The following is a 21,333-nucleotide window of genomic DNA, read 5'->3' on the forward strand; positions in this document are numbered from 1 at the left end:
AGAGGCCCCGCGGGAGGCAGGAACTTGTGAGTCGCACACGGCTCCGCTGAGCTGTCCGCGTGCGACGCGAGCGTGTCCGTTCCGCGCGGAGGATCCAATTCCGGACGAAGGGCTGCCAGCGCCGGAGCCGTCGTCGGACGTCCTGCTGCGGGTGGGGCTATCTGGGAGAGCAGGGTTCGCTCCGAGTCGCCCCGTGGGGCCCGGCGTGTCATATGCAGGCTGGAATGACGATCGTCGTCGTGTGATCGATATCGGGTTTGCACATCGCGCCCGGTCTGCGCACTTCCCTGTCGATGCCGGACAGGCGTGCAGATGGAGGAGCGATGCAGCAGGAAACCCCTCAGCCCTCAGTGCAGCAGCGAGATGGAACAGTGCCGTCGTCGAATGAGCACGTGAGCACGCCGGGACTGATGGCCGTCGTGAACGCGATGCTCGTGGGCGTCCCCGCTGCCTACGCTGCCTCCCGTTCGGTCTTGATCACCGTGATCACGGGAGCGATCGCGTTTGGGGTCGTCCTCATGTGGCGCTGGATCCGCTGACTTCGAACCCTTCCCGAAAATATCTGGAGAAGGGACTGCACGTTCGGAGCTCCATACGACACTGATAGAGCAAAAGGGGGGCCACCGCAGCATGGCGGCGCCTCTGAACCACCCACCACAGGAGAAGGGCCACGCCATGTTGCCATCCCGCGGTCAGGCACTACGCCGACACCACACAAAGGAGCAGGCCCCTTGTACGCCCAGAGCGACCTCACCCCCGAAAATTTCGATGACTACTTCCGCTTCGACCTTCCTCGCCTGATCCGCTTCACGGTGCGCCTTGGCGCGTCCTTGCCGGAGGCCGAGGACGTGGCGCAGCAGGCCATGCTCGATGTCTTCCGCCACTGGGACGACGTCACCGCGCCGGCCGCCTACACGCGCACCGCCGCCACGCGGATCTACCTGCGCGGCCGCAAGAACGCCAAGCGGGAGCATGAGGCGGTCCAGCGTAGCTGGATCCAGGAGACGAAGGAGCTGGCCTTCGACGGGGACGTCCAGTACGTCATGAACATGCTGGCCGGGCTGCCGACCGACCAGCGCGAGATCATGGCGTGGGCGATCGACGGCTACGGGCCCAGCGAGATCGCCGAACTCACCGGCCGGACGGCCGCCACGGTCCGGTCTCAGCTGCGGCACGCGCGGCGCAAGCTCGCGCAGACCATCGCTCAGCGCAACCACGAGCCGACCAGGAAGGAGGACGGCGATGGATAAGGAGACCGACTTCGTACTCGACCGACTCCTCGATCAGACCGCCGAGTCCGCACTGGCCACTCTGACCGCGGGAATCGACATTGAACAGCGCCTCCGTGACCTCTACCGCGAGGCTGAAGAGGCCCCCTGAACCGATGTCCATGGTCCCGGGATCTATGATCCCGGGATCATTCGCATTGGGCGGGTGTCGGGAAGAGATACGCCCCAAGAGGTCAGGGTGTGAGGAGCGAATCGAAAAGCCCTGTTGGTCGGGGCCTGTGGAGGTGCTGCGGCGAGTTCGTTACTGCGGTGGGCCGCGGCGGCGCGCAGCGTCGGCGCCTTGACGCTTTGAACGCTGACCTGCGAAGACGCCCCACCCTCGAATACGCGCATAGTACGTGGACGCCGACAACGAGTCGCCTCGGACGGCATACGGCTGCACACGCACGAAACCCCGGCGATCAACGTTTCCGCTGGTCAACCGAGGTTTTCTCTTGATCCACTGAGGCGCCCCCTGCAGGGCGCACAGAACAAGGGAATGCAGCCTTTCGGTCTTCTGATCATTGGGGACAGTGTTGCCCTACTCGGCAGTTCTCGTCAGGGCGGCTCACGCTGAGGGGCGCGCGCCAGTCTTGCGAGATGGGGGTTCAGTACGGCGGGGGACACGAACCAAACGCACATGCCTTCGTTCGCAGCATGTCGTTTTCTAGGTGGCAGGTGAGCCTCGGCGCTGCGAGGTAGGCGCGCTCCCGCATCCGGGATCAGTCGTGGGTGTAGGGCGGCGCCGCGCCAGTCGTAGCTGTACGGGTAGGTGAGTGTGCAGGAGCTCCTTCTTGGCGAACATCGGTGCGACCTCCGGGGTGTCCTGCACCATCCAGACGTCGCCGGCGCCGTCCGGGGTCACGCCGGAGACCGCGTGCCGGCCGTCCGGCGTCAGGACGCGGGTCCAGGATGTTCCGTCCCAGTGCAGGGCGACCGAGCGGTACTGCCGTGGCTGCCCGTCGGTGGGGAGCCAGTCGTAGTCGCCGACCGCCCAGACGTCGTTCGAAGCGAGCGCTGTGACGCTGTGCAGGCTGGTCTCGGCTCCCTCGGGAGTGGCGATATCGGGCAGCGGAACCCTGGTCAGCCCTGGCTCGTCTCCGATGGCTTGTGGGAGCGGATCGAACCGCTGTTGCCGGTCATCAAACGGCGCAAGCACCATCCGGGGCGCAAGCGGATCGATGACCGCAAGGTGCTGTGCGGGATCTTGTTCGTGCTCTACACCGGGATCCCGTGGGAGTTCTTGCCTCAGGAACTGGGGTTCGGCTCAGGCATGACCTGCTGGCGGCGGTTGCGGACTGGCATGAGGCCAGGGTGTGGGACAAGCTGCACGAACTGCTGCCGGCCGAACTGCAGGCCGCTGATCAGCTGGATTGGTCCAAGGCGGTGGTCGACGGCTCACATGTGCGGGCGCTCAAAGGCGGCCCAGAACCGGTCCGAACCCGGTCGACCGCGCCAAACCGGGCTCCAAACACCACGTCATCAGCGACGGGAACGGCATCCCCCTCGCCGTCACGCTGACCGGCGGGAACCGTAACGACATCACTCAGCTGATGCCGCTGATCGATGCGATCGGGCCGGTACGAGGCAAGGTCGGCCGGCCACGCCGACGCTCGGACACACTCCTCACCGACCGAGGCTATGACCACGACAAATACCGACGCCTCGTCCGGGCCAAAGGCATCAAGCCCCTGATCGCCCGCCGCGGCACACCCCACGGCTCAGGCCTGGGCACCCACCGCTACGTCATCGAGCAGACCATTGCCCTGCTCCACTGGTTCAGACGACTACGCGTCCGCTGGGAGATCCGCGACGACATCCACGAAGCCTTCATGACCCTCGCCAGCACCATCATCTGCTGGCGACGCCTCAACAAGACAATGTGTTAGGACCTCTAAGGGCGGCACCGAATCGTCCTTCTCAGACGGTGGAACGGCGATTCGCTGCCCGGTACCGGCGGCAGTGGCGATCAGCCCTGCAGACCTGTGGCGGTTCGCTGGGCTGATCCGCTCGTACGCGAAGCCGATCAGATGCCGGCGTCGTCGCTCCGCCTCCTCCTCCGCGATGTCGATGTCACCGAAGCGGTGGACGAGCGAGGCGATCAGGCGGCCGTATTCCTCGCGGGGAAGACCCGCTCGACGGCCGCCTTTCCGCCCTGCATCGAACAGTCGTCGGGCGGGCCGGCTCAGGCGAGGCCGTCGAATGGACGGACCTCGACCTTGCCCCGGCACGCTTTAGACCCCTCGGCCGCGAGCTTGAGCGCCACGTCGAGATCGGGTGCGTCGATGACCCAGAAACCCCCGATGACCTCCCTGGTCTCGAGGTAGGGGCCGTCGGTCATCACCGGCGTCTTACCCTGGCCGTCGACGACGGTCGCCGTCGATGCCGGCGCGAGCCCACCGGCGAAGACCCAGTAGCCATCGGCACGAAGCTTGTCATTGAAGGCGCCGGTCGCCGCGAACGCCTCCTCCATCTCCTCCTTGGAGCCGTAGTTGCCGAACTCATTTATCTCGGCGGGGCCGTGCACGGTCAACAGGTAGTGCGTCATCCCGCTTCTCCTTAAGTTCTGGGCGGTCCGGATGACCGCCGTCTACCCCCATTACGAACGGCATTCCGTCGATGCGACAACCTGCCACGGAAAACCTTGCGATCGGGATCCTCATAAGCGAACTGCTCGTTCGACGTCCTGCCGCAGAAGCACCGGACGCTCGTGTGCAGGCTCAGCGCCGACGAGACTGGCTGCGCCGGCGTCACGGCCGGGACTCGCGCTGGTGCTGCGTCAACCACGCATTCACCCGTAGAACATATCTTCTCGCGACCTGTCGGATCCGGACCCGCCCGTTCGTGGAGGGGCATGAGCGGTCGCACCGGGCGGGCTGCCGAGGAAACGGAGCCCGACATGTCCACGACGCAGATCCCCACCCGCGTAACCCCCAGCGCGTCGACCCAGCTGCCGAACGACAGACAGTCTGGAAGCACGGCGTCGCCGCAGCCGTCCTCGCCTCGGTCGCCACGGACTGGTCCGCGCCGGGGGCCTTGCTTCGACGGTTTGTCGGCTCAGCAAGCGACCAAGGTTTGTACGGCGTGATCGAAGTCAGCCGATCCTGGATGGGGCCGAGGTTGGCGTGGTCCGAGCCCGTGGTGGTGCGAGACGGCGTCCGGCTGGTTTGTCGAGACTGGGGCGGATCGGGACAGCCGATCGTACTGTTGCACGAGCCGGCCGGCCATGCAGGTGGATGGGACCTGATGTGCCAGAGGTTGAGTCCCCGGTATCGGGTCATCGCGCTCGACCAACGTGACCACGGCGCCAGCGAACGCCACCCGCAAGACCTCTCCCGTGCCGCCTCCGATGGGGCAGCGAGGAACGCGGTGGCGTGGCCTGCTGGTCTGCGCGATCGACGGCACCACCCTGACCGTGCCGACAACTCCAGGATGCTGACCCACCTCACCGAACAACGCGGCAACCACGGTCGTACCGGCTACTCGCAGATCCGGCTGGTGGCCCTGGCCGAGCATTCTGCGTGCGGCACCGCCGGCCCGCGCCGCTTCGCGAGCCGGCGGTGCATGCCCGACCCTCCGATGGGCGGGCCCGCGCGTTTCCCCGTCTACCGAGCGTGCCCGTCCGGATGCCAGATCAGTACGCGCCGAGTCCCCTACGCCCGGTGCCCAGGTCCGTCACCTGCTGGAAAGGCGCGATAAGGACACTGCCTCGCATGCAGAGCCAAGTGGCATGCAACCGCTGGGTGTACGGCGTGTTGTTCCAGACGGAATGCGCGGTGATCGGCAGGTTTTGGCAGTTTCCTGGATCGGCCGGAGCCTGCGAGTTCTTGAACCCCTGGAAAAAGGGTTGTGACCACAAGCAAACGCGGTTGTAGGTGCAAGTCGGTGTCACCGCTGCGCTGGTCGATGGCGCGGCGTCCGCCTGAGCGCCTGACAGGAGCGCCGCGCCGAAAGCGATGGTGAGAGCGATCGGCACGCTGCGTCGTGGCATTAATGATGCGGCCAGGTGGGGATCGGTCAAATCGCGTCGGCACTGTTCGAGGCGGCGTTCTCGGATCCAGCCCGCGACGGTGCGCCCGTCCTGCTGGAACAGCTTGTGCAGGTAGCGCAGGGAGATGTGGTGTGCTGAGGCGATCGCGGCCGGGGGCAGGTTGACATCGCCCAGGTGGGTCTGGATGAAGGCGTGGATCTGTGCCATCAGAGCACGCCGCCTGGTGTGGGTCGGCACTGACTCGTGGGCGTCCAGCGCGCCGGCCAACGCGGCGGTCAGCACATCAAGGGTCAGGGTGGAGACCCGCGCCGCCTCGGCCGGGCTGAACTCCTCCAGGGACCGGGCCAGTTACAGAAGAAACTGCGAGGCCAACGCACCGATGCCCCGGTCGCCCCGGATGCGGACCGCGCTGAGCCTCCGTACGCTCCGCTCGGGCAACGGCAGCATCGAGCGCGGGAACTGCAACGACAGCAACCGGCCCCCTGCGGGATCGCCCGACCCGAACCTGGTCAGGTAGGGACGCGAGCTGTCGCGCAGCATCAGATCCCCGATACGCAGATCCGCCTGCCGACCGGCTTGCTCTCCGACGGCGTGACCGCGAACGGTGCAGGTCACGAAAAGGGTTTCCGGGTCGGCCCGGCGGATCAGCCGGGGCGTGCGCCGGATCGTCAGCGACGGCGCGGTCAGCAAGGATGCCTGAACGAGGTAGCAGGTTTCACTGGACCGGTTGGTGAGGATCAGCGTGGCGATCGCCTTTTCCGCCCAGATTTTCGGCTACGCCTATGCGGCCTGCACGTATTCGTGTGGAAGGCCACCGAGTCCGTCACGTCGTGTGATCTTGCCGCAGTGACGTGATCTGCGACACTCCCTGGGCTTGCGACGTCACAAACGCCTCCTCCGATCAGTCATATCAGCGAGATACCGGCAGATTGGGGGAGGCTGATGACTCTCAGGTCACGGTCGAAGCGGGAAGGTGGCCGTACTTTCGCCGCAGGCCACTGGTCGTTCATGTTCGGGGAGATGGCCGCCTACGCGTTCGTCGTGCTGGTGCTGACCGGCACTTTCCTCACGTGCTTCTACGAACCGTCGATGGGCAGGACCGTCTACCACGGCACGTACGCTCCGCTCCGTGACGTCGGCATGAGCCAGGCCTACGCGTCGACACTGCATCTCAGCTTCGATGTCCGCGGTGGCCTGCTGGTACGGCAGATCCACCACTGGGCCGCCCTCATCTTCGTCGCCGCGGTGCTGCTGCAGCTGTTGCGCCTGTTCTTCACCGGCGCGTTCCGCCGGCCGCGCGGGGCCAACTGGCTGATCTGGGTCACGCTGCTCGTGCTGGGCATGGCTGCCGGCGTCACCGGCACCGTACTGCCCGACGACCAGCTCTCCGGCGGCAGCCTCGGTCTCATCCAGGGGATCGTCCTGTCGATCCCGGTGGTCGGCAGCTACCTGTCACTCTGGCTGTTCGGCGGCGACTTCCCCGGCGACAGGATCATCCCCAACCTGTACGGCGCCCATCTCCTCATCACCGTCCTCATGCTCGGGCTGCTGGTCCTGCGGTACCGGCTCGTACGGCGACATGGCCACACGCGCTTCTCCGACCGGCACCCCGTCGGCATCGACCGGCGGGTCCGGCTGGCCTCATCCGGGGCGTTGTTTTGCGCGAGCTGCACGATCCTGGCCCTGCTCGGGCAGGCGGTCCAGGTCAATCCGATCTGGCTGTACGGCCCTTTCGAGCCCGGCGCGATCACCTCAGGTGCCGTACCCGGCTGGTACATGGGCTTCCTCGACGGCGCACTGCGGATCATGCCGAACTGGGAACCGACCGTGTTCGGACACCCGCTCAGCCTCGCCGTGCTCGTCCCCGCGCTCGTCGTCCCCGGCTGCTTCTTCACCCTCCTGGCCGCCTACCCGGCGATCGAACGACGCTTCACCGGTGACGGACAACCGCACGGCTTGCTGGACCGCCCGCGCGACCACGCCAACCGCACCGCGATCGGCGCGGCCGGGATCACCTTCTACGGTCTGCTGTGGGCCGCCGCCGCCAACGACCAGATCGCCACCCACTTCGACCTGTCGCTGAACGCCCTCACCCTCTTCTTCCGCGTCGCCGTGATCGCGGGACCGTTCCTGGCCTTCGCCGTCACCCAGAGACTCTGTCTCGGCCTGCAACAACAAGAGCGCCACAGGAGGGAACACGGCATCGAGACCGGACTGCTCCGGCAGCTTCCGAACGGCGGCTTCGAGGAGATCACGCGCTCACCGGGGCGCGACGAGAGCGCCGGGTCGGCCATCCGAGCCTGACCTCAGGCATCCGGGGTTCAAGTCCTTGGCGGCGCACTCGTGCTGAGCTGGGCATTCTCGACGCTGTGGCTACACAGACCCGCCAGTCCCGCCGACAACGACCACGTGAACTTGCGGGTGGTTCTGTCTTGAACACGGTCATTTCTCTGCCGGTGGGCAGTCACTTCGGCGGCCGGCCAGTGCGGCATCCAGGGCGTCGGTGATGGTGATCGCCTAGATCGTTGATGGGATATGTGTGTTGGTCAATGGTCGTAGGCGATCAGGGAGCGCTTGACGGGTGCGTTGATCAGCCGGTTGTGCCAGATCGCGGCGTTGAGGGCGCGCTGGCTGGTGCGGGCCCATAGCCCGTCGATGGTGCGGGCGTTGTGGCGTTCAAGGCACCACCGGGCAGGCACCTGCGGCGATCGGGGTCACGTGCAGCAGGTGCAGGGCCTGTTTGCGTTCGTCGAGTTCTTTGGGGTTGGCCAGGCTGAAGGCCGTCACGACTCCTTCGGCGGTGGTGATGAGCATGAGTTTGGCGCCCCAGTAGAAGGCGTGGTGGGAGATGTCGCGGCCGTAGGCGGCGATCTCGCCCAGCAGCGAGCGGTCGACGGTGACACGCGAGGCGCCACACCGCACCCGTGTCTCCGTACGGAGCAGCGCCGGGGGATTCCACCGGCTCATGCGAGAGCCCACAACCGGCCACGACCCGCGGCGAACACCGTGCCCGCGGCGTCGACGGACGGCTGGTACGTGAGCGGCTCGCCGGGCCGCCACGTCCAGCGCTCCGCGCCCGAGTCTCCGGCCAGGCACCGCAGGAGGCATTCCGCCGACAGTGTGTACCAGCGGTGGTACTTCTCCCAGTAGTCGAGGTCGGGACTCGCGCCGAGGATGACGTCACCGGACGGCGTGGCCAGGAGCGCCCGTGGCTCGACCGTCAGCTCGTGCGTCCACGACACCTGACCGGACGGGTCGAGGAGTACGACCCGCCGCGTCGTCGTGCCGTCGCCGGCGATCGTCGTCGGCCCCATCGCCACGACTCCGCGGCCGGGCAGAGCCGTCGATGGATGGTGGACGGCGATCGGCGGCTCCAGCCGTCGTACCGTCTCCTCCCGCAGGTCGAACAGGTGGATCCCCCCATCGTCGGACCACCGGAGCTCCGCCACGACGACGTCGTCGCCGAACTCGGCGAGCGGTCTGGTCACCTCGTCGTACGGCGTCGGCGGCGGCTGCGTTCCGAAGCCCACGTGGCTCGCCACCCAGCCTTCCCGGCCCTCCGCGTCGTACGCCCGCAGAGTGGCGCCGTCGGCGGCGACGATCAGCTCGTTGACGGCCAGGGGCGCGGCACCGGCCCGCCCGGTCAGGGAGCGCCGCCAGCGTACGGTGCCGTCCGCCGCCGCTTTGGTCAGCTCGTCGCCGTCCTGCTTGCTCCACCGCGCATAGAGGAGGTCGCCGTCCGGTGCGGTGGCGAGTTCGGTGACGATCGTCTCGCGCCACCGCGCACAGGTGGTGCCCGTCTCACGGTCGCGGACGACCACGAACCCATCCTCGGCACGGGCGAACCGGCGCTCCGGCAGGAGTACCGGGGCGCTGCGCACCATCGTCTCCGCCTCGGCCAGGACGCGGAACTCGCCCGGCGGCCTCGCGAGCCCCACGAATCCGCCAGCGGCGACCAGGCAGCCGCCCTCGGGCAGCGCGAGCAGCGTGCCGTCGGGGCCGTCCGGTAGCGGCACGGACCATTGAACCGAAACGTCACCCACCCTGCGCTCCCAACTCCCGGAGAATGTCCACCGCGGCGGCCTGCTGGGCCTCCGCCACCTCGCGCGGCAGGCCCGCCGGAAGAGGCCTGTTCAGGCCCGCGAAGAGCAGGGCACTGCACGTCTCGAAGGCGCGTACGGCACCCGGCGGGATGCCCGGGCCGCCGGCCAGCGCGAACGACTGCTCGAAGTGCTGCCATAAAGCATGGCTCTCCGCCCTGGGAAGGTCGAGGATGCGGGAGAAGACCTCCAGCGACGCCTTGAGCTCGCCGAGGTCGTGGGCCGGAGCGCCGATGCCGTCTCCGGCGGCGTCCACCGACTCGTGTGCCCGGGAGACATCGATGAGCGTGACCCGTTTGGTCGCGGGGTCATAGAACAGGTTGCCGGGATTGGTGTCGTTGTGCAGCGCGGACGCCGCGCCGGGATCGTTTTCCAACTGGGCGATCGACTGTCGCACGGACGCGTGGAGCCCCTCGACGTCGATCCGTCGCGCCTCGAAGACCTCTGGATGCTGGAGCATGAGGTCGGCCTGCCCGCGCAGCGTGTCGAGGTACCACTGCAGGTACGCAGGTGACGGCGACCGCTCCGGCCGCAAGGTCAGCCGATAGAGCTCGGCGAGGGCTCCGGCGATCTCGCCGACTCCCTCGTGCGCCGTCGCGAACGCCGCGGCGCGGTCGCCCGGTGGCGCGTCCCGTACCGCCTGGATCAGGTTGGTCAGCGAGTCTCCGCGCGCCAGTGAGAACGTCCCGATTCCGACCTCCGATCCATCGGAGAGCCGGGCGATCCCGACGGAGAGCGTCTCCGGCACGTCGAACTTCGTGAACCGTCCATCACGCAGGCCGTGCAGTCCGGACAGCTCCTTGGCGAACTCGTCGAGGTCAGGGAAGATCTTGGTGACCGCGACCCGTTCCCGTACGCCGGGCTCCGGCACATGGTCGATGAAGATCACCGGAGCGCCCGACGCTCCCTGGGGTCCGTCGCCGCCGAGCCGGTGTGGCTGGATCTGGTCCGCGGGCAGGCCCACCGACCGGGCGCCGAAATCGCGCACCGTGTCGTGGACCGCGTCGTACACGCCGCCCGGACCCGCGGCCGTGCTGAGGGCGCCGTCGGGCGTCATGTGGAGGTCCGGAGTGATGTCCGGCAGGCGGGGGAGCGTGTCCACCCAGTCTCGTAGCGCCTGCGGGTCGATCTGCCCAGACTCGCTGCGCAGGGCGGCGGCTCCCTGCTCCGCGGCGGCGCCGGACCCGTCGGCCGGCGCTCCGGCGTCGCTGAGCGGTGCGTGGAGCGGGGAGGCACCGTCCGTGCCGGGATGCGACGGGTCGGACACTCCATCCCGTCTCTGGTGGGCCGGCTCGTGGCGGGTCGCCTCTCCGCCGGGCCGAGGCTGATCGAGGATCGCGTCGCCCACGGCCGCCGGGGGAGCCTGGCCACCGCCCGTCGTGGGTGCCGCACCGGACGCCCGGTCGTCCGGCGCGACCGGCCGTTCCTGCGGCACCGGTTGCCTCGGGTCGGTGGGCCGGCCGGACCCGACGACGGAAGACTGCCCGCCCGTGCCCGGAACGTCCGCTACGCGGGCTTGCGGCTCGGCGGAGGAGACGTTCGGCCGCGGTGCCCTGGTCTCTCCGGCTGCTGAGGGGTTGAGGATGTTCGCGATGCGGTTCGACGGGCCAGCGCCGGCGTCCGGTCCGCGCGGCGCGGGGCCGACTCCCTCACCGGCCGGGGGTCCCGCCGCGGGGGGCTGCACCTGCGGTTCGCCTGTGACGTGCCGCGGCTGATCCGCGGTGGAGACCGTCGGGTCGCTGTGGGGGGCGGCCGGACCATGGTCCGGGGCCGGGCCGGCGGACAGCGTGGTCTGTGGCTCCGGGGTGGGACCGGCGGACAGCGTGGTCTGTGGCTCCGGGGTGGGACTGGCGGACGGCGTGGTCTGTGGCTCGGTCGCGCCGGTCGCGGTCCCTGGATCGGTACTCGTCTCGGGCCCGGTCGCGGCCCCGGGTTGTGACCCGTGGTTCACCGGCTGAACGTCAATATCCTTACCGACGCCGGTGTCGGAGATCGGGAGTCCGCCTCCCGAGTCGGCGGGAGGGGTACGGCCGTGGGTGGGCTCCGGGACGCCGCCGTCGGACAGTTCCACCTTCGGGAGCCTGGGACCGGAGTCGCCTCCGTGCGAGAAGGAGCCCAGCAGGGCCATGCCCAACCCGGCTTCCAGGTCACGGCCGAGATCGACGTGTCCGTCGTTCGCGATGGCCTCGGAACCGGCCATGACGCCGGTGCCGGCCGTCCAGTTGATGCTCAGCCGGGCACCGAAGCCCTTCGGGCCGTCGGCCGACATCCAGCCGGCCAGTTTGGCGGTGAAGGGGTTGTCGCCCCTGGCGATCCACCCCAGGGTGCCGCCGGCGACACCACCCGCCACCGTGCCATTGACGAATTCGCCGACGTTGAAGCCGTCCTGGAGGCCGTACTCCATGCGAGTGCCCTGCGCGATGAGATCCAGGCCGCCGCCGAACCACATCCCCGTACCGACGGACTTGGCCAGGTACAACAGGACGGCCCGGAGCGACTGTGCCTCGGCCTCGACGGCCGCCATGGCCGCTCCCTCGGCCTCGGGACCCAGAATCGAGGACAGGAACAACCCGGCGATGACCGTCGCTGCGACGAACTCCGCAGAGCGGATGAACTGGTCTCTGCCCGCGTTCTTCTGCCTGATCAGGAAATCCACCGCGTTCGCGATGCTCCCGCACACCACGGCCAGCCAGATCAGGCCGCCCTCGTCGCCGGCGCCGGCCAGCGCCGCCGCGAACGAGGCGTAATTCTTCGCCGTGTCGCCGGCGTTGTGCATGGTGACCGTGCGGCTGTGCCCGTTGACGTCGTTGGCCACCTCGATGATCGAGTTGGCTGCGTCCTGCCAGGCGGTGCGCAACCGGGCCAGATCTCCAACGTTGCCGTCGGGATACTCGCATCCCCCGATCGCCATCTCGAACACTCGCTCGAGGAGGGCGATCGCCCACGTGAGACCGGAGGGCGGAGGGTCGGAGACAGGCAGGGTGTTGGCGAGCGACGGCAGATGGTAAGGGTCTTGCGCGGCGACGCCCTTGTCGGCCGCGTGCGCCGGCAGCGCCGAACCCACGGTGCTCGCCTCTTCGGCCACCCGGTACGTGCGGCCCGCGATGATGAGTTTTTCCCCTGTGGCGCGTACGAGGTTGACCATCGTCTCCAGCTCGGTCAGCACGCGGTCACGTACCTCGTGATATCCCGTGGCCCCGTCCTGCCCGTCGAAGAACGCCCGTCCGAACTGGTCGGTACCCCAGCACGCTCCCACCTGGCCCTGCTCGTCGCACAGGGCGTCTACGGCTTTCGCCAGCTTGTCCGAGGCATCGGACATCCCCCGCCCGGCGATCACCCACGTGTGAGGTCGAGCCGTGTAACCGGCCACTTCCTCACTTCCTCTCTTCTGAGGCAGCCGGTCCCGTCGGGAAGTACTTGGAAAGATCGTCCTCGGCCTGCCTGAGCCGCTCGGCCAGGGAATCCGGCATGTGCTCGGCGACGACCTTCCTCTCTCGCTCGGTGATTTCACGAGCGGCCTTGTCGATCAGCTCCATGACCGTGGCGGCGAGTCTTTGGGGATTGAGCCGCTCGTACGCCTGCGGCTCGAACCGGATGTCGCGCACCCGGCCGCCCGGACCCAAGCGGACCTGCACCAGACCGTCACGCGAACGCGCCGTGACGCTCAGGTCCTTCAACTCGGCCCGTAAGCGGCCGAGTCCGGCCATGCGCCGCCGATGGGTCTCAGCCGCTTCCTCCAGCGACGCTCGCAGTTCCTCGTCCACGCTCCGCCTTTCTCACCGGTGCCGGCGAGTCCGCATGAGGAGTTCGACCTCTGCCGATGTAGGGTCCGACGCCACCTCGATCCGGCCAGTCGGCGTGTCGAACACGATCGGTGGCGGCACGTCGTCCGCCTGGTCCGCGACGATGCGGATATCACCGTCGGCCCAGCCGGCGAGCCGGGCGAAGCCCTCCTCGTCGAGCCGTCCTCCGATCGCATGCTCGACGATCTGCCGAACGTACGGTGAGCTCGCTCTCAGCGCCCCCGCGTCGGGCGACTTGGCGGCACCGACCTGTGCGCCGTCGCCGGCCCGTAGCACTATCAGCCTCAACATGTTCTGCCCCTCGAACCCATGAGAACGTGTGGGTCGTGACCACCGCGCGGAAACTTTCGGCCCGTCAATGGTATCGATGTGCAGAGCGGTCAGAGGTTTGATAGTAGGGGTGGCCGGCCCTCCATTCCTAGAGGACCAGTGTCGTGTCAGTCGCGTTGTACGCTTCTAAAAAATTCCAAGGGTCATCGGACTGTCCGAAAATGGGCATTGTCAGTGTCCGATTCCAGCAGGCTGCGGGAGTTGTATTGGACAGGGGAGAGGTGATCGAGCGAACCGCCGCGTTCGTTCGAAGTCGCCTGCATTCTGATTCGTCAGGCCACGACTGGTGGCACGTTGAACGAGTCCGAGGGCTCGCACTCCTGCTCGGGCGGCGAGAAGGCGCTGATGAGTACATCACGGAGCTCGCGGCGTTGCTGCACGACGTGTCCGACTACAAGTTCAACGGCGGCGACCTGGACGAGGGATCGCGGGTCTCATACGACCTGTTGCGTGATCTGGGAGAGAGCGAGGCGTGCGCCCGGTCGGTGGCCGAGGTCGTGCGCAATGTGTCGTTCACGGGCGCCGGCAGCGTTTCCAGGATGCGCACGATCGAGGGGATGGTGGTCCAGGACGCTGATCGGCTGGACGCCATGGGGGCGATCGGAATAGCCCGGGCGTTCGCGTACGGGGCGGTGAAAGGCGAGGCGATGTTCGATCCCGACCAGGCACCTCACCTGCATGCGAGTGAGGCGGAGTACCTGGCCCGGGACGGCTCCACGATCAACCACTTCTACGAGAAGCTGCTTCTCCTGAAGGACCGGATGAACACCGAGAGCGGTCGATCATTCGCCGAAAGACGGCATCGGGTGATCGAGGCGTTCGTGCACGACTTCGTGGCCGAGTGGCGGCTCGAGGACCTGCCGGAATTGTAGCGGCCACGGGTCCGTGGCTTCTGTTAACATCGGCCGGTGCCCGACGGACCGGACGATCTGTCTTTCGACGATTTCAGTGCGTGGACGCATCGCCAGACGCGCCTGATCGCGGATAGGTCGACTGCCGACATCCACAGCGACCTGTTCATCTACATGCAGGCCGCCAAGCTCGTCGAAGAGGTCGGGGAGCTGCACGCGCAGCTACTCGGCCGGAGCAAGCTGCAGAGGCGCGACAAGGGGCAGGAGTTCAGCCGGACCGCCCTTGAGGGCGAGGTCGCGGACGTCATGATCTGTACAGCGATACTCGCGCAGGCCGCCGGTGTGGATTTTCGTGCGGCACTCCGCGCGAAGATGCACACGGTGGACGGGCGAGACCAGGCAGAGGACGTCCGAGAGTAGCGGGCAGGGCGGTCCGGCGAGGAGTCAGGCCGTCTGCTTTCCCCACCTTGCTTCGATGAAGGTCTCGATCTCCAGGTAGGCCGCCTCCAGTTCGGCGAACTCGCTGTCAGTGCCCCACCAGTGGCGGTTGTTGTGAAGGATCTGGAACTTCTCCCAGTTACCGTCCCAGCCTGGAGCGCGATGAGTGCCGCGGACGCCGAACTCCAGGGGATTGTCGTACACGTAGGTGCCGGGTAGCGGGACGAATCTGAACAGGGAGACGCGGGCTATCTTGTCGCTCAACTTGTCCAGCAGATCGATGGTCTCGCGGGTCGTCTCGAGATTCTCTCCCGGGTAGCCATGGATGATGAAAGTTTTCGGTTCGATTCCGGCGTCGACCGTCCACTGGATGGCGTTGGTGATGTGCTCTTGCGTGGTGTGCTTCTTCATTGCCTTCAGGAGCCGCTCGCTGCCGGACTCGACCCCGTACTTCACCTCGATACAGCCCGAGGCGGCCATCTCTTGCAGGAGGTCGGGGTCGATGGTGTCGACGCGGGACAGCGCGGTCCAGCGCAGACCGAGATCGGCGATCCTGCGGCAGATCTCCCGGACGCGCTGTTTGTTGACGATGAAGTTGTCATCGACGATGGCGAACCCGCCGATGCCGTACTCGGAGACGAGGTGCTCGAGCTCGTAGCGCGCGCTGTCGCCGTTGCGGTACTGGATCCGAGTCCTTCCGGCCGCGCAGAAGGCGCAGGGGAACGGACATCCGCGGCTGAACATCGCATGCGCCATGGGGATGTCGTAGTCTCCCAGCCGGTCGTTGACCACGAAGTCTTCCACGTCAAGGAGGTCACGTGCGGGCAGCGGCAGATGACTGATGTCCTTCGACGGCGGCTTCGGCGGATTCCGTCGCAACGTTCCATCATCGAGCCAAAGCACACCGGGAACCGACTCGAACCGCCGATCGTGGCAGTGCGCGAGGATCTCCACGATGGCCTCGTCGGCGTCACCGTACGAAACGATGTCGGCACGGAAGTCCCGCAGACTTTCCTCCGGATAGAAATTCGCGTGAACCCCTCCGGTCATGATCAGGGCACCGTCGTCGATCAGCGCGGTGTCGCGGGCCGCCAGCATGATTCCGTACGTGGCCGACGATGACAGGCTGAAGCCGACGGCGTCGAAGCCCCGTAGGTCGTGCACGGGGCCGTTCTTGTTCACCTTCCGGATTTCGACATGATGGCCGGCGTCTCGAATCGCCGCTGCGAGATAAAGAACGCCGAAGGGTGGGAACTCCTTGCGATTCTCCTTGAACCGCGCCATATCGTATACCTCGGGATAGAGTAATACGACGTTCACGTAGACTCCCTTCCGTGTGGCGATCCGGAGCATTGACGGCGATGCTAAACAAGCAACCGAGGAACTACAAGACTTTTCTGGCAGATGTGAAGTAACCGTCCAGTTTGATGTCCTTGGTGCGGATGGGTCAGCTGATACCAATGGCTTCAGACGACTCGTCGGCACTGCCGAATCGGTCGCGCTCCACCCCGGTCTCAACAGCCTTCGAGCGTCGCCAGAGCGGAAGGCTCAACATCATGAGAAGAAGACACGAAAGACCGGTGACGGCAAGCGACCAGTGAGTGCCCCAGCCGTCGATCAGGTAACCCGTGATCGGCCCTGCGGCGGCCAGGCCGAGTGTGAGCGCGGTGCTGTGCAGGCCGACGGCCTCGCCGCGAGCGGCGGCGGGCACGCGTTGGCTGAGGGCGTCAATGGTGGCGGTCATGGCAGGGGCGCCGAGGAATCCGGCCGGGATGAGAGCCAGGGTGAGCAGTTGCCAGGAACCGACCAGCCCGACCGGCGCGGTGAGCGCGGCCATGCATCCGGTCAGGAGCAGGGGCGAGAGCGCACGGGGCAGCGCCCCGTAGGCGAATCCGCCCGCCAGGGATGACAGGCCGAACAGTGCGATGACCAGACCGGTCCATCGAGTGGCCGCGTCGGCCTTGATCGCCGCGACGATGTCGAGCTGAATCGCGGTCAGCATGAAGGCGACTGCGAACGCGACCGCGAGCAGGGCGAACAGCGCTGGAGTCATCCACTGCCGACGGGGAGGCGCGGTCCAGTCCGTTTTCGAACCGTGTCCGGCTCGTGTCGGTGGGTCCACCACGAACAGGGCCACTCCGGATCCGGTCATACCCATGCCGACCAGCGCCATCGTCGCGCTGCCACCGATCGCGGTGTTGGCGGCTACGGCGACGGCCGGCCCGACCATGGCGCTCACCTCGACGAGCATCGAGTCGAGCGTGAAGGCGGTGCGGCGCCGTTCCGCCGGTACCACCACCGCCAAGCATTGGCGGATGATGCTGAACACCGGCAGCATCAGCATTCCGTCGACGAAGGCGCCGGCGAGCAGCGCCTCGTACGGGAGAGATCCGGCCGAAAGCCAGAAGACCAGCTGAACGCACGTGGTGACCGCAACGACCGGACGGATGCCGTACCGGTCCACGAACCGTCCGGCGAACGGAGCACCTGCCGCCTGCCCGGCGGTTGCCGCCGCGCCGACCAGGCCCGCCGATAAGAAGCCCAATCGCAGGTCGCCGACCACGTACAGGGTCAGAGTCAGTGAAACAGCGATTATCGGAATTCGACCGATCACGCCGACCAGCAGCAACGCCTTGGTCCCTGGGATCGCCAGCACTCGCCGATACGGTTCAAGGAACATGTCCGCCATGATCAACAGTCAGAGCGACCAGTAGCAAATCGGGCGGCCCAGGACCAAATCATCGGTGACCCCGAGTGTCAACAACGTCCGACAGTGTTAGACGTCGGTGCAGACCGAACCCTGTGATCACTGCGGACGCGGAGAACGTAGCCGCGTTGATGGCCAGTCTTCCGGGTCGAGCAGCGCGACCGCCGCTCCGCCGAGCCCGAAGCCGGCGATCCGCGTCGACTGGTCGGTCGCCGTGCGCAGCGCCTGGCCGACCGGTTACCTCTCGCCCGGCAGCACATCCGCCCGCGAGGACGAGGTCGCCTGGCTGCGGCGCGCACTCCTGGAATGGGGTGGTCCGGCTCGATGCAGCGATGAGCTCGCTATCGGTTTGGGCGCGCGTATTGCTGGCCGCAGAGATTGCTTTTGTTAGCGATCTTGTGGGTTCGGGGTGGGAATGGTCGGCGACCACAGGATTCAGTGACTCGTCGAGCATTCGAATACTGCGTGCAATCCAGCTCAAGTTGGCCAGGGTGGTAAGGCCTTACTTTGGAAAGCGGCCGAGTGTGTGAGAATCGCCAGGTTGTACTTCTGGTGAACGAAGGGTTCGTCGAAGAAAGGAGCCCCGCCGGAGCCGCAGCCGTGGTCTGAACCACGTCATGGCGGTCTCGTGTGGCCACCCGCTGATGCTGGCGGGCGCCGAGACCCGCGCTGACCGCGCCGCCCTCGCTTTGGACGCCACGTCATGGCAGTGGTACTCCTACGGCGGCGGCGCCAACGATCACCGGTTCTACTACTGGGCCTCGATCACGCTGGACGACACCGAATGGGCGCTGGCCCGCCGTTCAAACCCCGACCCCTCCGACCTTGCCTTCTATCGGTGTTTGGCCACCCGCCGGGTCGGCCTGCCCGAGCTGGTGCGGGTGGCCGGCTCCCGGTGGGGTGTCGAAGTCGTTGAACTTTACCGAGAGCTGTTCCAGACGGCTAAGAACGAGGCTGCCACTGCCGAGTTCGTGCACACCGCATGGTACCGGCAGGTCACCCTCGCGGTGATCGTCCCCGCCCACCTGGCCTTCCTCGCCGCCGACCCGCTCCACAGACCTGCCTGCGGGTAGGGCGAGGACCACCAGGGTCTCGTCACACATGGGCCCACCAGCAGGGGCGATCACATCGCGGAACAATGAAGCGACCAAAGCCCTGTCCGCCGATGTGGCGCTCACTCCAGTATATGAACCAGGTCGGATAGGGTAATTATGAAATTTCTGATCGGGTGACGTTGTGGATTTCGGGCAGGCGCAGGCGGATATAATGGCCCTATTGAGTGAAGCGCCAATTGTTAGAGGTGACGTACGTGCTGACGTCAAGCAGTTGGTTTATGTGGGTGAGATAGGGCTCGCGTTTGATACTCTCTGCTCCTGGATGTACGAAGACTCACTTGCCATATCGCGCGAGTTTTATCAACGCCTCCTCCGGCTGTCGGTCGATTTGGGCGAGCCCGAAGCGGTGGAAAGACTTGATGAGCTTGTGACCGATTGATGCTAGGAGGAGTATGAGGTGACGACAGCCGGAACCGGTGACGCTCGCGCTTGCTCGTCGCGGCCGGCCAACTGACGATCGCGACATAGATGATCCCGGCCCACGTGGCCATGTGGCTGAAGTCCGCGACTCAGCGTTGTCGCCTGGAGTCAAGCCGGCCGGGGACGCGGCCCACGAGATGCCTCCCGCTGCCTCGCGCTGAGCTGTCGCGACGATCCGGCTTTGCTGACCACCATGTCGGGGATGATGGGTGCTCCGTGGGTGCTCGTACGTCGCGGTACGTGCCGTCACGAAGTCACACGATCCGGCCGCCGAACCAACGGAGTCACGTACGAACCGGCATAACCCGACAGCGAGAATACCGATCTGACATGAGAGCAGCGGACTCTTAATCCGCGGGTTCGGAGTTCGACTCCCTTGCGGTGCGCTACCGCTTAGCTGGGCACGCTTGATGATTGCTCCTGCGTGTCGTTGCGTCCCCGAGGCGGGGATAGCGGCCAGCGGTAGACGAGTTCCCCGTGTGGTGGTGTCGCGACAATCACCCCTACTCGGTTGCGTCGGCGCGGTCGGTCTGCAGAGTGCTCTGCCGATGTCACGGCTGCGCCCTGGTGATCCTCGAATGCCTCCACGTCGCCGAGATCGTGCGCTGGCGCTGGGGGACTGGGCGCTGAGGCCCGCGTCGGACCTTCGGTGGACGAAGGGTTCGCCGGGTCATGGCGTTATGGGGCGCGAGCACGGGGAATGATCGCGAGGCAAGGTTGGGCAGCACCCCCCGAGGCCCAGGTCGTCGGCAGCGGGGGGTTAGGCAGTGTTGATCGGGACCGGACGCCGCAGTGCGGCGGCGATCGTCGGTGGGTTGGCCGCGGTGCTCGCCGTCGCCGGATGTGCGGGGGGCTCTCACAAGGCCGCCCCGGTGTCCAAGGCGACGGCCGTCGCGCCGGTCGCCACCGAGATGCAGGCCTATGTCGCCAAGGTCTGGCCGGAGGCCGGGAAGATCTGGCCCGGCGTCGTGCTGAAGGACCAGCGGATCGTCATCGGGGACGGGCGTACGGCGCGGCTCATCAGTGTCGACGGCGTCGAGAATCTCACTCCCGCCGACCTCACCAAGCACAAGGTCCAGATCCCGTCGTCCGGTTCGCTCTACACCAACTGGGACGGGCATCCGACCGTCGTCATCAACAGTGCCGACTCCTCGTACACCGACGAGGCCAAGGACGAGCACGCCAGCCTGTCGGCGATCCTGTTCGGGGCGGCGACCGACGAGCTGTTCCACTCGTGGCAGCAGCGCGGCAGAGCGCTGGACCGGCATCCGATGCGCGGCACCGAGTACCCGCTCGCGGTCACGCCGCGGCTCTACCGCGCGATGATCTACAACGATGTGGTCGCCGCCTACCACGATCCGAAGCAGAAGCAGCAGCGGCTCGCGAACGCCGCGTACTGGTACCAGAAGTGGCAGAAGGAGTACGCCGACGAGGCGAAGCACGCCGCCACCACCGACGCGTCCGAGGGCGCGGCGGGCTACTTCGACGCCGTCGCCTCGGCCATGGTCGGCGGCGCGGACCGTACGAAACCGGACGAGATACGGGAACACGTCGGGTTCGAGCCGCTCGACCAGGGCCTGGATCCGAGGCGCCTGACCGTCGACGGCGAGGCCGCGCCGCTCGGCGCCCTCGCCGGCCTGCTCCTGGACCAGGCGCAGGAGCACAACAAGAAGGAGAAGGACAAGCACGCGCTGTCCTGGCAGAAACAGGTCGCCCAGGGCGGCCAGACGCCGCTCGCGCTGCTGCTGCAAGGGGTCGCGCCGGTCGCCGAGCAGCCGTCGGACGGCCTGCGCCAGGCGATCCAGGACGAGCTCGCCAAGCAGAACAGCGACCTGATCCCACGCTTCAACCCGCTGGTGCGGGCGTACAACAACAGCGGCGACGCGCTGCTGCTCGTACCGCTGGAGACCGCCACCGGCGACCTGGAGACGGGCGGCTACTACACGACCAAGAACGTGCCGTACGCGATGCTCGCCCGCCTGAACGGCACGTTCCGGTTCACGTCCGGGCAGCTGACGGCGAAGGACGCGTCCGTGCTGACGGGCACGGTGGACGGCCACCAGTACGTGATCGTGCCGCTGGACCCGGAGCACAAGACGTCGAAGCTGTCGGACAACCGCCTGCAGCTGGACACGGGCCCGCTGACCGGCACGTTCCACGTGAAGGCCCAGAAACTGAACGGCCGCGAGGGCCTCGTCGTCCAGTGACGCCGAGGAGACATCCCTAGGATCGCGATGCCGGGCCGAGCCGCGCCCGGCACGCGGCGAGGGGAGACGAGCGGTGGCCGACCGGGCGGAGGACGGCCTCGGT

The 21,333-nt window shown here is 67.0% G+C and carries 19 protein-coding genes and 2 pseudogenes; 10 read left to right on the forward strand and 11 right to left on the reverse strand.

Annotation, left to right across the window (positions count from 1 at the left end):
• Positions 1–323: 323 nt before the first annotated feature.
• The 3 genes from QSK37_RS41485 (at position 324) to QSK37_RS41495 (ending at position 1,380) form a co-directional block, all read left to right on the forward strand.
• On the forward strand, positions 324–539 hold the full coding sequence (locus tag QSK37_RS41485; RefSeq protein WP_285632508.1) for a hypothetical protein: 216 nt from the start codon (positions 324–326) through the stop codon (positions 537–539).
• A 192-nt stretch (positions 540–731) separates the two neighbouring features.
• On the forward strand, positions 732–1,250 hold the full coding sequence (locus QSK37_RS41490) for an RNA polymerase sigma factor (RefSeq protein WP_285632511.1): 519 nt from the start codon (positions 732–734) through the stop codon (positions 1,248–1,250).
• Positions 1,243–1,380, forward strand: coding sequence for a hypothetical protein (locus QSK37_RS41495; RefSeq protein ID WP_285632514.1), 138 nt, complete (start codon positions 1,243–1,245; stop codon positions 1,378–1,380). The genes QSK37_RS41490 and QSK37_RS41495 overlap by 8 nt, the downstream gene beginning before the upstream one ends.
• Positions 1,381–1,935: 555 nt before the next feature.
• Here the strand turns inward: QSK37_RS41495 and QSK37_RS41500 are convergent.
• Positions 1,936–2,430, reverse strand: a complete 495-nt coding sequence (locus QSK37_RS41500; RefSeq protein WP_285632936.1) for a hypothetical protein — start codon at positions 2,428–2,430, stop codon at positions 1,936–1,938.
• Between QSK37_RS41500 and QSK37_RS41505 the strand changes: the two are divergent.
• A pseudogene (locus tag QSK37_RS41505) lies at positions 2,332–3,157 on the forward strand (IS5 family transposase). The gene QSK37_RS41500 and the pseudogene QSK37_RS41505 overlap by 99 nt on opposite strands.
• 296 nt (positions 3,158–3,453) lie before the next feature.
• On the opposite strand, the gene QSK37_RS41510 reads toward QSK37_RS41505, so the two are convergent.
• From QSK37_RS41510 to QSK37_RS41520, 3 genes are all read right to left on the reverse strand, one after another.
• Positions 3,454–3,816, reverse strand: coding sequence for a YciI family protein (locus tag QSK37_RS41510; RefSeq protein ID WP_285632517.1), 363 nt, complete (start codon positions 3,814–3,816; stop codon positions 3,454–3,456).
• A 1,086-nt stretch (positions 3,817–4,902) separates the two neighbouring features.
• Positions 4,903–5,541 (reverse strand): peptidase inhibitor family I36 protein, encoded by a 639-nt coding sequence (locus QSK37_RS41515; RefSeq protein WP_285632520.1) that lies wholly within the window; start codon positions 5,539–5,541, stop codon positions 4,903–4,905.
• A gap of 66 nt (positions 5,542–5,607) precedes the next feature.
• The gene (locus QSK37_RS41520) at positions 5,608–5,949 is read right to left on the reverse strand and encodes an AraC-like ligand-binding domain-containing protein (protein ID WP_285632524.1); all 342 of its coding nucleotides are present in this window, start codon (positions 5,947–5,949) and stop codon (positions 5,608–5,610) included.
• A gap of 252 nt (positions 5,950–6,201) precedes the next feature.
• Between QSK37_RS41520 and qcrB the strand changes: the two genes are divergently transcribed.
• Positions 6,202–7,563: a cytochrome bc1 complex cytochrome b subunit gene (gene qcrB, locus QSK37_RS41525; RefSeq protein ID WP_432705649.1), complete on the forward strand. Its 1,362-nt coding sequence runs from the start codon at positions 6,202–6,204 to the stop codon at positions 7,561–7,563.
• Positions 7,564–7,805: 242 nt separating this feature from the next.
• On the opposite strand, the pseudogene QSK37_RS51925 reads toward qcrB, so the two are convergent.
• The 5 genes and pseudogenes from QSK37_RS51925 to QSK37_RS41555 form a co-directional block, all read right to left on the reverse strand.
• Positions 7,806–8,217, reverse strand: a pseudogene (locus tag QSK37_RS51925) (IS982 family transposase); the annotation flags it as partial.
• Positions 8,218–8,222: 5 nt separating this feature from the next.
• Positions 8,223–9,302, reverse strand: coding sequence for an outer membrane protein assembly factor BamB family protein (locus tag QSK37_RS41540; protein WP_285632532.1), 1,080 nt, complete (start codon positions 9,300–9,302; stop codon positions 8,223–8,225).
• Positions 9,295–12,678, reverse strand: a complete 3,384-nt coding sequence (locus QSK37_RS41545; protein WP_285632533.1) for a phosphotransferase — start codon at positions 12,676–12,678, stop codon at positions 9,295–9,297. The genes QSK37_RS41540 and QSK37_RS41545 overlap by 8 nt, the downstream gene beginning before the upstream one ends.
• Positions 12,679–12,733: 55 nt before the next feature.
• On the reverse strand, positions 12,734–13,123 hold the full coding sequence (locus QSK37_RS41550) for a YbaB/EbfC family nucleoid-associated protein (RefSeq protein WP_285632534.1): 390 nt from the start codon (positions 13,121–13,123) through the stop codon (positions 12,734–12,736).
• 12 nt (positions 13,124–13,135) lie between these two features.
• A complete protein-coding gene (locus tag QSK37_RS41555; protein ID WP_285632535.1) occupies positions 13,136–13,453 on the reverse strand; it encodes a hypothetical protein in 318 nt (105 codons plus the stop codon).
• A 143-nt stretch (positions 13,454–13,596) separates the two neighbouring features.
• On the opposite strand from QSK37_RS41555, the gene QSK37_RS41560 reads away from it, so the two are divergent.
• Positions 13,597–14,364, forward strand: coding sequence for an HD domain-containing protein (locus QSK37_RS41560; protein ID WP_285632536.1), 768 nt, complete (start codon positions 13,597–13,599; stop codon positions 14,362–14,364).
• A gap of 36 nt (positions 14,365–14,400) precedes the next feature.
• Complete coding sequence (locus tag QSK37_RS41565; RefSeq protein WP_285632537.1) at positions 14,401–14,763, forward strand: hypothetical protein; 363 nt, start codon at positions 14,401–14,403, stop codon at positions 14,761–14,763.
• A gap of 24 nt (positions 14,764–14,787) precedes the next feature.
• On the opposite strand, the gene QSK37_RS41570 is transcribed toward QSK37_RS41565, so the two are convergent.
• Together QSK37_RS41570 and QSK37_RS41575 are read right to left on the reverse strand one after the other, a co-directional pair.
• Positions 14,788–16,134, reverse strand: a complete 1,347-nt coding sequence (locus QSK37_RS41570) for a B12-binding domain-containing radical SAM protein (RefSeq protein WP_285632538.1) — start codon at positions 16,132–16,134, stop codon at positions 14,788–14,790.
• A 94-nt stretch (positions 16,135–16,228) separates the two neighbouring features.
• Positions 16,229–17,461, reverse strand: a complete 1,233-nt coding sequence (locus tag QSK37_RS41575; RefSeq protein ID WP_285632539.1) for an MFS transporter — start codon at positions 17,459–17,461, stop codon at positions 16,229–16,231.
• Between the two features lie 644 nt (positions 17,462–18,105).
• Here QSK37_RS41575 and QSK37_RS41580 point away from each other — a divergent pair.
• The 3 genes from QSK37_RS41580 to QSK37_RS41590 all read left to right on the forward strand — a co-directional run bounded on the left by QSK37_RS41580 (position 18,106) and on the right by QSK37_RS41590 (position 21,230).
• Entirely contained in the window at positions 18,106–18,561 is a 456-nt protein-coding gene (locus tag QSK37_RS41580; protein ID WP_285632540.1) for a hypothetical protein, read from the forward strand.
• A gap of 163 nt (positions 18,562–18,724) precedes the next feature.
• A complete protein-coding gene (locus QSK37_RS41585) occupies positions 18,725–18,982 on the forward strand; it encodes a MafI family immunity protein (RefSeq protein ID WP_285632541.1) in 258 nt (85 codons plus the stop codon).
• Positions 18,983–19,895: 913 nt separating this feature from the next.
• Entirely contained in the window at positions 19,896–21,230 is a 1,335-nt protein-coding gene (locus QSK37_RS41590) for a hypothetical protein (protein ID WP_285632542.1), read from the forward strand.
• The last annotated feature ends 103 nt before the right edge of the window (positions 21,231–21,333 follow it).

The organism is Actinoallomurus iriomotensis, from assembly GCF_030269445.1.
GTDB classification, from domain to species: Bacteria; Actinomycetota; Actinomycetes; order Streptosporangiales; family Streptosporangiaceae; genus Actinoallomurus; species Actinoallomurus iriomotensis.

Bases quoted from the DNA above. Each gene is read 5' to 3' on its own strand.
- QSK37_RS41485 (WP_285632508.1), top strand. From the start codon at position 324: ATGCAGCAGGAAACCCCTCAGCCCTCAGTGCAGCAGCGAGATGGAACA.
- QSK37_RS41495 (WP_285632514.1), top strand. From the start codon at position 1,243: ATGGATAAGGAGACCGACTTCGTACTCGACCGACTCCTCGATCAGACC.
- QSK37_RS41500 (WP_285632936.1), bottom strand. From the start codon at position 2,430: ATGGTGCTTGCGCCGTTTGATGACCGGCAACAGCGGTTCGATCCGCTC.
- QSK37_RS41510 (WP_285632517.1), bottom strand. From the start codon at position 3,816: ATGACGCACTACCTGTTGACCGTGCACGGCCCCGCCGAGATAAATGAG.
- qcrB (WP_432705649.1), top strand. From the start codon at position 6,202: ATGACTCTCAGGTCACGGTCGAAGCGGGAAGGTGGCCGTACTTTCGCC.
- QSK37_RS41545 (WP_285632533.1), bottom strand. From the start codon at position 12,678: ATGTCCGATGCCTCGGACAAGCTGGCGAAAGCCGTAGACGCCCTGTGC.
- QSK37_RS41555 (WP_285632535.1), bottom strand. From the start codon at position 13,453: ATGTTGAGGCTGATAGTGCTACGGGCCGGCGACGGCGCACAGGTCGGT.
- QSK37_RS41570 (WP_285632538.1), bottom strand. From the start codon at position 16,134: ATGCTCCGGATCGCCACACGGAAGGGAGTCTACGTGAACGTCGTATTA.
- QSK37_RS41575 (WP_285632539.1), bottom strand. From the start codon at position 17,461: ATGTTCCTTGAACCGTATCGGCGAGTGCTGGCGATCCCAGGGACCAAG.
- QSK37_RS41580 (WP_285632540.1), top strand. From the start codon at position 18,106: ATGGCGGTCTCGTGTGGCCACCCGCTGATGCTGGCGGGCGCCGAGACC.